This window comes from Nocardiopsis sp. iso_237, assembly GCF_056173345.1.
In genome coordinates this window covers 6,152,517-6,165,209 of the sequence record NZ_CM149669.1, presented here as the reverse complement: position 1 = coordinate 6,165,209, position 12,693 = coordinate 6,152,517, and the positions used below count along the sequence as shown (strand labels likewise).

Here is a 12,693-nt window from a genome sequence, read left to right as displayed (position 1 = left end):
CGGGAGGGCGGGGGCGCTCCGGCGGGAGCGGGTGGTGCGGGGTACCGGCGAGGGGGACACGGGGGACAGGGGATGGTCGGTACTCACGTCGTCTTCCTTTTCTCACGCAGCGGGAATCCACGGGGCGCCGTGGACGCCACGGCTCCGTTTTCCCGTCGGTATACGCGGGAGGAACGGACGGGATTTACACCCGTTTCCGTGGGCGTGCGTTCACTATGAAGACGAAGGTGTGAACACGCATCCGTTGAACCACCAGTGCTCGCGGCGCCCCAGTTCACGCGTTCGAAAAAGGATGGCTACCGTTTCACCGGCCCAGACCGCGCCACCAGCTGAACAGTTTCCCCAGCAGGTCCTCGGGCGGCTGCTCCTCCTCCGCCACCGCCGGGACCTGCTCCATCTCCTGGGTCAGGAGGGCGGGCGGCTCGCTCAGGCGCCCGGGCGTGAACGTGACCGGCAGCTCCCGCACCCCGTGCAGGAACGGGGAGCGCAGCAGGCGCAGCTCCTCCGGGGGCACCGAGAGCCGTAGCCCGCCCAGCCGTTCCTGGAGCACGGTCACCCCGGTCGAGGCCACCAGGCGGCCCAGCGCGCGGGCGGGGCAGCTGTGCGGACCGGCGCCGAAGGTCAGGTGGGCGCGGCTGCCGCTGGAGAGCCCGGTGTCCGGGTCCGACCTGCCGCGCCGCACGGCCGGGTCGCGGTGGGCCGCGTCGACTCCGAGGTACAGGGCGTCGCCCTTGCGGACCCGCGCGTTGCCGATCCGCACGTCCTGGAGCGCGACCCGTCCCGCCAGCAGCTGGAGGGGGCTGTCGTTCCACATGACGTGGTCCAGGAGGTCGTGCGTGGACAGGCGCGCGTCCGTGTTGGCGGAGCGGATGCGGTCGTCGGTGAGCAGGGTGCGCATCGTGTTGCCGATGAGGTGGACGGTCATCATGTGGCTGGCGCTGACCACCAGGGACGCCGCGTAGGCGACCTCCTCCTGGGTGAGGTCCGTGGAGCGTTCGAGGATCCAGCTGGTCAGGTCCTGCCCGGGCTTGCTCGCCTTGCGGGCGACCAGCCCGGCGAAGTACTGCTGGAGGCCGGTGATGGACCCCTCCGAGCGCTGGGAGTCCTCACTGAAGATGGCCGCGGTGAGGTCGTTGAGCATGTGGCCGTAGCTGTCGGGCAGGCCGAAGAGCCGGTTGGCGACCAGCGCGGGGAGCATCTGGGAGTACTCCCCGATGAGGTCGGCCTCGCCGTCCTTGACGAACCGGTCCACCAACCCGTCGGCGATCCGGTGCACGGTGCGGGCCATGGCGGTCATGTCGATCCTGGCCAGACCGTCCATGATCGGAGCGCGCAGCCGGACGTGCTCGGACCCGTCCGCGTAGAAGGCGTTGGGCAGCCAGGTCATCATCGCGACGGTGTTGTCGAGGTCGACGCGGCCCTCGGTCGCCTCGCGCCAGTTGCGGGTGTCCCGGGAGAACAGGTGCGGTTGCTGGAGGACGGCGAGGCTCTCCTGGTAGCCGAGCAGCAGCCAGGCGCGCACCCCGGGTTCCAGCTGGACCGGGACGATCGGACCCTGCCGCTCCCGCAGGTGCTGCCAGAGTTCGGCGCGCCCCTCGGGCGGGGTGGGGTCGTAGAGCCGGACGTGGTCGACCGGGCACCCCTGGGTGGGGGGACCGGAGTTCTGGGCGCCCTGGTCCGCCCCGGACCCCGTTTCCTGGGATTCACCGTGCTGAGTCGTGGTCATTTCGGGTGCGGACACCCGGAAAAAGGTTCGCGGGGCCGCTTCCCTCCCTTCGAGGAGACGTGGCACTGGCGTGGTGACGGGAAGGGGGAAGCGGGAGATCCCGAAATCGCTTCGGGGCGGCGGCCGGGGATCGAGCCAACCTGGTCGTGGCATTCTAGGATCGTCGACACCGGATTTTCAACAGGAACGGATTATCTGGGTCGCCCCCTTTGTTATCGACGATTGTTTTATCTTGTTTGTCCCGTCCTGGGTGACTGTCCAGAGGGTCCCGGATTGTCAGTGGTGCTCCCTAGAGTTACCTGTGTGAGCGATCGATGGAGTACCGACGAAGTCTGGGCTCTGGCTCCGGACCCCTCTTCACACAAGGCCGCTCTCAAGGTGGCCAAGGCGGGATCGTGGCCCCAGAGCGGAGTGGTCGCCGCCGACGGCGGCGGCACCTCGGCCGTCTGGGGTGAGTGCAAGGGGAGCGGGAGCAAGCCCTATCTGGCGGCAGCACACCTGGACGGGGACAAGGGCCCCGCCTACAAGTGCAGCTGCCCCAGCCGCAAGATCCCCTGCAAGCACGTCCTGGCCCTGCTCTCCCTGTGGAGCCAGGGCACGGTGGCCGAGCGCGAGGACCGGCCCGAATGGGTCACCGCGTGGCTCTCCGGCCGGGTGGCCCGCCAGGAGCGCGCGAGCGCCGCCGCCTCGGCGCCGGTCGACCCGGAGAAGGCCGCCGCCACCCTGCGCGCCAGGGAGCGTTCGGTCACCGCCGGGCTGGAGGAGCTCCGTCTGTGGCTGCACGACCAGGTGGACGGCGGCCTCGCGGAGGTTTCCCAACTCGGCTACGGGCACTGGGACCGTATGGCCAAACGCCTGGTGGACGCCAAGGCGGGCGGTGCCGCCACCCTGGTCACCCAGCTGCCCCAGAACGTCGGGGCCGACGGCTGGACGAACCGCCTCCTGGAACGCCTGGGCATGCTGCACCTGCTGGTCGACGGCTACCTCGCCGGTGAGGGCGGTGACGACCCCCGGACCCGCGCGGTGCTCCGCTCCCGCGTGGGGATCGCCACCCGCGCCGAGGAGGTCCTGTCCAGCGGGGAGCGGGTCCGGGACACCTGGCGGGTGCTCGGCCACCGCGACGCCCTCACCCCGGACCGCATGCGCGGCCGCCGCCAGTGGCTGCACGGCGCGACGACCGGCCGCCACGCCCTCTCCCTCACCTTCGCCCGGCCCACCGAGACCCCGGACTCCGCCTTCCGCCCCGGTACCGAGTTCGAGGGCGAACTCGCCTTCCACCCGGACGGCCGCCGCGCGGTCCGGGTCGGCAAGGCAGACGAGGCCCCGGCCACGCCCCCGCCCGGGGGCACCGTCGAGCAGGCCCTGGACTCCTTCGCCGCGGCCCTGGCCGGGGACCCGTGGCTGGAGGCCTGGCCGGTGGTGCTGGAGAACGCGGTCCCCGCCCGTGCCGAGGGCTGGCACCTGGCCGACCCCACCGGGGCCTCCCTCCCCCTGGCCGGAGGCGAGCTGTGGCGGTTCCTCGCCGCCACCGGCGGACGCCCCGCCACCATCGCCGCCGAGTGGTCGCCGGACACCGGCCTGAGCCCCATGACCCTGTGGGACGCCGACGGAAAGGCAGTCGCCCTGTGAACCCGACCCCTCCCGACCCCGCCGGGTCGGCCTCCCCCGAGACCCCCTCCTGGGACCGGCTGGTCTCCACCGCGCTGGTCGGCACCGCCCGACGCGCCGTCCCGGACCTGCCCGACCTGCCCCGGGGCACCCGTGACGGCGCCGCCGGGCTGCTGGACCTGGTCGCCCTGGACGCCGTGCGCACCCGCGCCGGGTACACGGCGCACACGGCGGAACCCGTCACCCCCGACGCCCCCGACACCCGTCCCGAGGTCGGACCGGCCGCCGACCACCGGCTGGCCGTCCTCCTCGCCAGCCGCTCCGAGCTCCTCCCCGAGTGGCTGGAGCACGCCGCCCGGGGCGGGCGCCGGGTCAGCCACGTCCACATCCCCGAGCTGCTGGAACGCGCCTCCCGGGACAGCTCGCTGCGCCCTCTGGTCGCCTCCGTCGTCGGTGACCGGGGCGCCTGGCTGGCCACCCACAACGGCGCGTGGTCGTTCATCGCCCGGGAACCCCTGCCCACCGACGTCCACACCGACGCCGCCTGGCACGAGGGCACCCCCGCCCAGCGCCGCCGGTCCCTGTTCGCCCTGCGCGCCACCGACCCGGCAGCCGCCCGCGACCTGCTCTCCGAGGCCCTGCCCAAGGAGAGCAGGGGAGAGGAGCGGCGCGGCCTCCTGGAGACCCTGGCCGTCAACCTCGGACCGGACGACGAGGCGGTGCTGGACCGGGCCCTGGACGACCGCGGCGCCAACGTGCGCGGCCTCGCCCTGGCCCTGCTCACCCGGCTGCCGGACAGCGCCCACGCGCACCGGCTCCGCGCGCACCTCCGCGCCCACCTGGGACGCGACCAGGGGCCGCCGCGCGCCGTGGACGTCGTCGACATGGCCGTCCCGACCGCCGAACGGCTCCGCGACCTCGCCCTGGTGGCGCCGAAGGAGCGGCCGGAGACCCGTCGCGCCCGCTGGGAACTCGGCCGCGTCCTGATCACCCACGCGCCGCTGGACACCTGGACCACGTTCCTGGACACCGACCCGGCGGGGGTCCTCGACCTGGCCGAGGACGAGCAGGACCTGCGCGAGGCACTGGCCGACGCGGTCTGCCTCCAGGCCGACCCCGTGTGGGCCCGCGCCCTCCTCGACCACCCCCGGAGCGGTCTGGCCCAGCTGCTCGGCGCCCAGGGCCGGAACCGGCACTGGCCGCGCACCCGGGAGCTGCTGGCCGCGCTGCCGGTCGAGGAGCGGTGCGACCGGGTCGTGGCCGCACTCGGCTCCGACGGGAGCGGCCCGGCCCTCGGCGGGAGCGACGTCCTCGGCCAGGTCCTGCACGCGGTCGACGCCCCGTGGACCCGCCCGCTCTCCGACGCGGTCGTGCGCCGCCTCACCGGCCCGATCACCACCCGTGACTCACGCGGCTACCGCTTCCTCTGCGAGGCCGCCGCCGAGCACATGCCGCCCGAACACCTCGACCTCCTGCCCAGGGAACCACCCCACGAGGAGGAGGGACCCTCCTACCTCCGCCTCCGCGACACCCTCCGATTCCGGCTCGACATGCACAGGGAGCTCTAAGTTGACCACCTCCGCCACCGGCTCTGGCCTCAGCACCGACACTGCCAGCGCACTGCGCCCGCACGCCGAGCAGACGTACGCCGCCGAGCTCGAGGCCCTGGCCAAGGCCGACGACCGCCAGCGTCCCCCCGGCTGGCGGCTCTCCCCGTGGGCGGTCACCCGGTACCTGCTGGGCACCACCCTCGACGACGGCACCGAGATCACGCCCAAGTACATCGGCTCGCGCCGCGTGGTCGAGGTGGCCGTGGCCACCCTGGCCACCGACCGCGCACTGCTGCTCATCGGTGTCCCCGGCACCGCCAAGACCTGGCTCTCCGAACACCTCGCGGCGGCGGTCTCCGGCGACTCCACCCTGCTGGTCCAGGGCACCGCCGGGACCTCCGAGGAAGCGGTCCGGTACGGCTGGAACTACGCGCGCCTGCTCGCCGAGGGTCCCTCGGAGGCCGCGCTCGTCCCCAGCCCGGTGATGACCGCCATGGCGCGCGGCACGATCGGCCGCATCGAGGAACTCACCCGCATGCCCTCGGACGTGCAGGACGGCCTCATCACCGTGCTGTCGGAGAAGGCCCTGCCCGTCGCGGAACTCGGGGTGGAGGTGCAGGCCCAGCGCGGGTTCAACATCATCGCCACCGCCAACGACCGCGACCGGGGGGTCAACGACCTCTCCAGCGCGCTGCGCCGCCGCTTCAACACCGTGGTGCTGCCCGTGCCGGACAGCGCCGAGGACGAGGTCCGCATCGTCACCCAGCGGGTGGAGCAGCTGGGCCGCTCCCTGGAGCTGCCCGAGGTGCCCACCAGCCTCACCGAGATCCAGCGCGTGGTCACCGTCTTCCGCGAGCTGCGCTCCGGGGTCACCGAGGACAACACCACGAAGGTCAAGTCGCCCAGCGGCACCCTGAGCACCGCCGAGGCGATCTCCGTGATCACCAACGGCATCGCGCTCGCCGCGCACTTCGGTGACGGTCAGCTGCGCCCCGCCGACGTCGCCGCGGGAATCCAGGGCGCCGTCGTCCAGGACCGCGTCTCCGACGGCGTGGTCTGGCGCGAGTACCTGGAGACCGTCGCCCGCGAACGCGACGGCTGGGGCGACTTCTACCGCGCCTGCCGCGAGGTGGGCGCCTGATGGGACGACCCCGACAGGGCACCGACAAGGTCAGTGTCCTCGGTGTCCGCCACCACGGTCCGGGTTCGGCCCGGGCCGTGGCGGCCGCCCTGGACGAGATCAAGCCCGACATCGTACTGATCGAGGGGCCGCCCGAGGCCGACGCGATCACCTCCCTGGTGGGCGGCCTGGAACCACCGGTGGCGCTGCTCGTCCACCTGGCCGACACCCCCAAGGCGGGGACGGCACGGTCCCGGGAGGGCTGGGGGTTCTGGCCGTTCGCGTCCTTCTCCCCGGAGTGGGCCGCCCTGGTCCACGCCCACGGACGCGGTGTTCCGGTGCGCTTCTGCGACCTGCCCGCCTCCCACACGCTCGCGGAGCGGATCGAACGGGCGGAGGCCGCCGAGCAGGAGAGCGGACCGGAGGAGCCCTCCCCGAGCGAACCCGCCAGGGTCCGGACCGACCCCCTCGGGGTGCTCGCGGAGGCCGCCGGGTACGACGACGCCGAACGCTGGTGGGACGACGTCGTGGAGCAGCGCGGCGACGGCGAGCCCTCGCCCTTCCCCGCGATCACCGACGCGATGGCGGCCGTCCGCGCCGAGGCCGGCCCCGAGACCGGCCGCGACGCGCGCCGCGAGGCGTACATGCGCCAGACCCTGCGCGCCGTGCTCAAGGAGGGGTACGAGCGGGTGGCCGTGGTGTGCGGAGCCTGGCACGCACCGGCCCTGCGCGACCTCTACGACCACCCCGTCAAGGACGACGCCGCCCTGCTCCGGGGGCTGCCCAAGGTGAAGACCACCGCCACCTGGGTGCCGTGGACGCACGGGCGGCTCGCCACCGCCAGCGGCTACGGCGCCGGGGTGACCTCACCCGGCTGGTACCACCACCTGTTCACCTCGCCCGACCTGCCGATCCACCGGTGGCTCACGGAGGCCGCCCGGCTCCTGCGCGACGAGGGCCAGCCGGTCTCCTCCTCGCACGTGATCGAGGGGGTCCGGCTCGCCGAGAGCCTCGCCGTGCTGCGGGGGCGGCCGCTGGCCGGGATCGACGAGGTCTCCGAGGCGGTCACCGCCGTCCTCTGCGAGGGCGAACAGACCCGGGCCGCCCTGGTCCACGGGCGGATGGCGATCGGTGAACGCCTCGGCTCGGTGCCCGCCGACACCCCCATGGTGCCGTTGCAGCGCGACCTCATGGCCGCGCAGAAGCGGCTCCGCCTCAAGCCCGAGGCCTTCGACCGCGACCTCGACCTCGACCTGCGCAAGGAGAGCCAGCGCGAACGCAGCGTCCTGCTGCACCGGCTGCGCGTGCTCGGGATCGAATGGGGTGTGCCGCGCGCCTCCGAACACCACGCGAAGGGGACCTTCCGGGAGTCTTGGCGGCTGCGCTGGGACCCCGACATGGACGTGGCGCTGATCGAGGCCGCGCCCTGGGGGACCACCGTGGCCTCGGCGGCCACCGCCCGCGTGGTGGAGGTCGCCGCCGACGCGGAACTGCCCACCCTGACGGCGCTCACCGAACAGTGCCTGCTCGCGGAGCTGGGTGACGCGCTGCCGGACGTGCTCGCCCTGCTCACCGACCGCGCGGCCACTGACAGCGACATCACCCACCTGATGGCCGCGCTGCCGCCACTGGCTCGCGCGGCCCGGTACGGGGACGTGCGCGGGACCGACGGCGCGCACCTGCGCGCCGTCGCCCTGCAGATCCTGGCCCGGGTGTGCGTGGGCCTGGCCCCGGCCGTACGCGGGCTGGACGACGACGCGGCGGCCCGGTTCGTCACGTCGATCGACCAGACGCACGCCGCCGCCTCCCTCCTGGACGAGGAGGCACGGGGCTGGACCGAGGCGCTGGAGGCACTGGCCGGGCGCGACCAGGTCCCGGGGCGGATCGCCGGAAGGGTCAACCGCATCCTCGCGGACGCGGGCCGCATCCCCACCGAGGAGCTGCACCGCAGGCTCGGACTGACGATGTCACCCGGCACCGAACCCACCCGCGCCGCAGCCTGGCTGGAGGGCTTCCTCCAGGGGAGCGGGCTGATCCTGGTCCACGACGAGCGGTTGCTCGGCCTCATCGACACGTGGCTGCTCAGCCTGTCCGAGGAACGGTTCGTCGCGGTCCTGCCGCTGCTGCGCCGCACCTTCGGGGCCTTCGGCTCGGCCGAACGCCAGGAGATCGGCACCGCCGTCACCCGGGCGGACGGCGGCCGCACCACCACGGCGCGCGTACGCCGCCCCGTCGACACCCGCCGTGCCGCCCCGGCGGTGGCCGCCGTGGCGGCACTACTCGAAAGGAGCCGCGCGTGAGCACGGAGACCACCGAACGCGCCCGCCGCTGGCGCCTGGTCCTGGGCGCGCCGTCCCAGTGCGCGACCCTGGCCGGGACCGACCAGACCATGGACGCCGCGCTGGCCGCCCTGTACAACAAGCGCGACCGCTCCACGACCTCGGGAGACGAGCGCGGCGCGGACCTGAGCGGTTCGGCGCCGCGCGTCGCCCGCTGGCTGGGCGACATCCGGGAGTACTTCCCGTCCACGGTGGTGCAGGTGATGCAGTCCGACGCCATGGACCGCCTGGGCCTGCACCAGCTCCTCCTGGAGCCGGAGATGATGGAGGCCGTCGAGCCCGACGTGCACCTGGTCGGGACCCTGCTCTCCCTCAACCGGGTGATGCCCGCCGAGGCGAGGGAGAGCGCCCGGGCCATCGTGCGCCGGGTGGTCGACGACCTGGAGCGAAGGGTCGCGCAGAAGACCCGGTCGGTGATCCGGGGGGCGATCGACCGCTCCGCGCGCACGCACCGCCCCCGCCGCGTCGCGGACATCGACTGGAACGCCACCATCCGGCGCAACCTGGCGCACTACCTGCCCGAGCACAACACGGTCATCCCGCAGACTCTCGTGGGGTACGGCCGCCGCAGCCAGGGTGTGCAGAAGGACGTGGTCCTGGCCATCGACCAGAGCGGATCGATGGCCTCCTCGGTGGTCTACGCGAGCGTGTTCGGCGCCGTCCTGGCGTCCATGAGCACCCTCAGGACGTCCCTGGTCGTCTTCGACACCGCCGTCGTCGACCTCACCGACCAGCTCACCGACCCGGTGGAGGTCCTCTTCGGCACCCAGCTCGGCGGCGGTACCAACATCAACAAGGCCATCGCCTACAGCCAGACGCTCATCGACCGCCCGCAGGACTCGATCTTCGTCCTGATCAGCGACCTCTACGAGGGCGGCGTCCGCGCCGAGATGCTGCGACGGGTGGCCGCCATGAAGTCCGCGGGCGTGCAGGTGGTGGTCCTGCTGGCCCTCTCCGACGAGGGGGCGCCCTTCTACGACCGCCAGAACGCGTCGGCCCTCGCGGACCTCGGCGTCCCGGCGTTCGCCTGCACCCCCGACGCCTTCCCTGAGCTCATGGCCGCGGCCATCCAGGGCCAGCCCCTGGACGCCTGGGTCGACAGGCACCTCGACGAGTGATCCGACCCCGGGCGGGGCCGAACCCCCTGCGGACCCGCCCGGCACTCAGTCCAGGCAGAACTCGTTGCCCTCGATGTCCCGCATCACGATGCAGGACTCGTTGAACCCGTCGGCGCGCATGACGCGGACGCACTCGGCGCCGAGCGCCTCCAGCCGCTCGCGCTCGGCCTGGAGCGTGGAGAGGCGTTCGTCCCCGACGAGACCGGTACCGGCACGCACGTCGAGGTGCACCCGGTTCTTGACGGTCTTGCCCTCGGGGACGCGCTGGAAGAACAGGCGGGGACCCTTGCCCGAGGGATCGACGCAGGCGAACGCGGAATCCTGCTGCTCGGGCGGGAGCGCGCGGTTGAACTCGTCCCAGTCGGCGAACCCCTCCGGGGGCGGTGGCACGACGTACCCCAGCACCTCGCACCAGAACCGGGCCACGCGCTCGGGATTCGCGCAGTCGAAGGTGACTTGGAACTCTCTGATGGTGGTCATCGACCCACCCTAGACCGCGGACCCCCGCGCTCCCAGGGAATATCACTGGCCTCGGGGGAGCGGGTCGGGTTAGCCTGCGACCATGCCGCTCGCGAAAGAGCTGGCCGCCCTCTAGCGGCGGCCTGATCCCTCACAGTTCCGACCGCCGCATCAGCTTCCATGCCGGTGCGGTCCTTCGGGCTGCCCGGTGTCCATCTCTCCACACCGGACGTACCCGTGAACACTTCCCTGTCCACAGGCAGAGGCGGCGGCACCATCGTGCTCGTCACCGTCCTGCTCTCCACCCTCCTCCTCCCGCTGGCCCTGACCGGGGCCTCGGTCGCACTGCCCGACATCCAAAGCGACCTGGGCGTGGGGCTCACCTCCGCGCAGTGGGTGGTCAACTCCTACAACGCCTGTTTCGCCGCCTTCCTCGTCAGCGCCGGGTCGATCGCGGACGCGGTCGGACGCCGCCGGGTCTACGCCTTCGGCGTGGTCCTGTTCTTCGCGAGCGGTCTGCTGAGCCTGCTCGTCCAGGACATCGGGGCGCTGGTGGCCCTGCGCGCTCTGGGCGGCGTGGGCGCGGCCGCCGCCGTGGCCGGAGGCGGCTCCATGCTCGCCCTGGCCTTCGAGGGACCGGCGCGTGCGAGGGCCTTCGGGCTGCTCGGGACCGTACTGGGCGCCGGAACCGCCTTCGGCCCCGCCGTGGCCGGACTGCTGGTCGAGAACCTGGGCTGGCGGTTCGCCTTCGCCGGGCCCGCCCTGGTGGCCGGTGCGGTCCTGCTGCTGGTGACGCGGGTCCCCGCGATGCGCGGCGACGGGCGACCCGTGGACTGGCTCGGCGGAGCCCTGTTCACCGCCGCCCTGCTGACCCTGATCGGCGGCCTGGTCGAGGGCCCCGGCCGAGGTGTGCCGGTGCTGGCCGGGTTCCTCGCCGTGTCGGCGGCCCTGTTCGGCCTCTTCACCGTGGTGGAGCGCCGCCGGGAGGAACCCCTGGTCGACCTCGGCCTGCTCGCCAACCGCCGGTTCGTGGCCTACGCGCTGGCCGCCGCGACCTTCATGTCGGTGCTGGTGCCGTTGCTGGTGTACCTGCCGTCCTACCTGATCAACGTGGTCGGCCTCGGTGCGGGCACGGCGGGGTTGTGGCTGCTGCTCCTCACCGTCCCCACCCTGGTGCTGCCCACCGTGGGCGCCGAACTGGCCAACCGGTTCCCGCCCACGGCGGTGGTCGTCGGCGCTCTCCTCCTGCTGGGGGCGGGTGTCCTCGGCTTCACCACGCTGGGCCCCGACTCCACCCCGTGGACGGTTCTGCTGCCGTTCCTACTGGTCGGAACGGGTGTGGGCCTCACCGGAGGGATGATCGACGGTCTGGGGCTGGGCGCCGTCCCGCCGGAGCGGGTGGGCACCGCGGCCGGGGTGTTCAACGCGACCCGGCTCAGCCTGGAGACCGTCTCCATCGCGATCGTCGGCGCGGCCCTGGCGGTCCTCACCGGCGGTGAGCTGGTCGGTGCCGCCTTCACCGGGGCCCTGCACGGCGTCGCGCTGGCGCTGGGCGGGTTCGTGCTGCTGGTGGTGGTCGCGGTCCTCGCCCTGACCCGGGCACCGCGCCCACGGGTCACCGTCGGGTCCTAGGTGGTCCCGGGGCCCGGCGCCGTGGCGCGCCGGGCCCCGGCCCGCGGCGGCCCGAACTCGGGCACGGCCGGAAAACAAGATCCTCCGATTTCGTGCTTCTCCGGCGGAACTGGGTACCACCTGGGCATCGTTGTGGGGATGATCGGAGGACGACGCATGACCGACTGGCCGCCGGGCAGCTTCATGTCCAGGCTCGGTCCCCGGACCGTGGACCGTCTCCTGACGCTCGCGCCGCCACGGCACATCCCCGCCAACCGGGTCCTCATCGCCCAGGGCGACGCCGAGGAACAGGTCATGCTCCTGAGCCCGCCGGAGAACGGCACCCCGGCGGACCCCGCGTGCGTCAAGATCACGTCGGTGCTGCGCAACGGCACCGAGGCGATGTTCGGCATCCGCAGGTGGGGCGACCTCGTGGGCGAGCTGGGCATGTTCCGGGACGCACGGCCCAGCGCCACGGTCACCTCGTGCGCACCGCACACGATCCGGATCTACCCGCACCAGGTCTTCGAGGTCTTCCTGGAGGAGCACCCCGACGCGTGGCGGGCGATGCTCGCCGTGATGGGGGAGCGTCAGGAGTGCGCGGACCGCCAGCGGGCCGAGTTCGCGGGCTACGAGGTGGAGGCCCGGGTGGCGCGCATCCTGGTCGACATGGCGCGGCGCCACGGGGTGCCCACGGACGAGGGCGTCCATCTGGGGGTGCGGCTCTCCCACACGGACCTGGGCAAACTCGTCGGAGCGCGCACGGACGCGGTGGGCAACGCGATCCGGCGCTTCCGCTCCGAGGGCATCCTGATCACCAGCTACCGGCGCGTGGTGATCGTCGACATGGAGCGCCTGAACGGTGTCTTCGAATCCGCTTTGTGACCCTTTTTGTCCTGAATTACCGATTGATCGGTGGTCCGACGGTCACCGTAGGCGACAGACTTCTCCTGGGCATCACGCCCAACCTCTCGCTCCGCACATCAGCGCCCTCTCCTCCGGTGCCCTCCCCCTGTGCGGAGAGGAGTGGTCGGGCTGCCGGAGTGGTGAGGACGGCACCATTCCGGCAGCTACCCCCCGTCTCCACACCGCCCCGGTGGCCGTCCCCCTGCCACCGGGGATCTTCCTGTCCCCCGGGCCGACGATCCGCTCCTCCGACGCG

The 12,693-nt window shown here is 72.9% G+C and carries 9 protein-coding genes; 7 read left to right on the top strand and 2 right to left on the bottom strand.

Features of this window, described 5'->3' with window-relative positions:
- Window positions 1-304: 304 nt before the first annotated feature.
- Complete coding sequence (locus AC0VYM_RS27740; RefSeq protein WP_475457034.1) at window positions 305-1,726, bottom strand: cytochrome P450 family protein; 1,422 nt, start codon at window positions 1,724-1,726, stop codon at window positions 305-307.
- Window positions 1,727-2,104: 378 nt separating this feature from the next.
- Between AC0VYM_RS27740 and AC0VYM_RS27735 the strand changes: the two genes are divergently transcribed.
- From AC0VYM_RS27735 to AC0VYM_RS27715, 5 genes are read left to right on the top strand one after another with little or no spacing between them, the layout of a single operon-like run.
- Window positions 2,105-3,355, top strand: a complete 1,251-nt coding sequence (locus AC0VYM_RS27735) for an SWIM zinc finger family protein (RefSeq protein ID WP_475463269.1) — start codon at window positions 2,105-2,107, stop codon at window positions 3,353-3,355.
- A complete protein-coding gene (locus AC0VYM_RS27730; protein ID WP_475457032.1) occupies window positions 3,352-4,902 on the top strand; it encodes a DUF5691 domain-containing protein in 1,551 nt (516 codons plus the stop codon). The genes AC0VYM_RS27735 and AC0VYM_RS27730 overlap by 4 nt, the downstream gene beginning before the upstream one ends.
- Before the next feature lies 1 nt (window position 4,903).
- On the top strand, window positions 4,904-6,025 hold the full coding sequence (locus tag AC0VYM_RS27725) for an ATP-binding protein (RefSeq protein ID WP_475457030.1): 1,122 nt from the start codon (window positions 4,904-4,906) through the stop codon (window positions 6,023-6,025).
- Window positions 6,025-8,304 (top strand): DUF5682 family protein, encoded by a 2,280-nt coding sequence (locus tag AC0VYM_RS27720; protein ID WP_475457028.1) that lies wholly within the window; start codon window positions 6,025-6,027, stop codon window positions 8,302-8,304. Before AC0VYM_RS27725 ends, AC0VYM_RS27720 begins: the two co-directional genes overlap by 1 nt.
- Window positions 8,301-9,461, top strand: coding sequence for a VWA domain-containing protein (locus tag AC0VYM_RS27715; RefSeq protein WP_475457026.1), 1,161 nt, complete (start codon window positions 8,301-8,303; stop codon window positions 9,459-9,461). The genes AC0VYM_RS27720 and AC0VYM_RS27715 overlap by 4 nt, the downstream gene beginning before the upstream one ends.
- A gap of 45 nt (window positions 9,462-9,506) precedes the next feature.
- Here the strand turns inward: AC0VYM_RS27715 and AC0VYM_RS27710 are convergent, their stop codons facing one another.
- Window positions 9,507-9,941: a VOC family protein gene (locus tag AC0VYM_RS27710; protein WP_475457024.1), complete on the bottom strand. Its 435-nt coding sequence runs from the start codon at window positions 9,939-9,941 to the stop codon at window positions 9,507-9,509.
- Between the two features lie 258 nt (window positions 9,942-10,199).
- On the opposite strand from AC0VYM_RS27710, the gene AC0VYM_RS27705 reads away from it, so the two are divergent.
- A complete protein-coding gene (locus AC0VYM_RS27705; protein ID WP_475463268.1) occupies window positions 10,200-11,552 on the top strand; it encodes an MFS transporter in 1,353 nt (450 codons plus the stop codon).
- 156 nt (window positions 11,553-11,708) lie between these two features.
- Entirely contained in the window at window positions 11,709-12,416 is a 708-nt protein-coding gene (locus tag AC0VYM_RS27700; RefSeq protein ID WP_475457022.1) for a Crp/Fnr family transcriptional regulator, read from the top strand.
- Window positions 12,417-12,693 lie beyond the last annotated feature (277 nt).

Coding starts and splice junctions, on each gene's coding strand:
- AC0VYM_RS27720 (WP_475457028.1), top strand. CDS start 6,025: ATGGGACGACCCCGACAGGGCACCGACAAGGTCAGTGTCCTCGGTGTC.
- AC0VYM_RS27740 (WP_475457034.1), bottom strand. CDS start 1,726: ATGACCACGACTCAGCACGGTGAATCCCAGGAAACGGGGTCCGGGGCG.
- AC0VYM_RS27700 (WP_475457022.1), top strand. CDS start 11,709: ATGACCGACTGGCCGCCGGGCAGCTTCATGTCCAGGCTCGGTCCCCGG.
- AC0VYM_RS27710 (WP_475457024.1), bottom strand. CDS start 9,941: ATGACCACCATCAGAGAGTTCCAAGTCACCTTCGACTGCGCGAATCCC.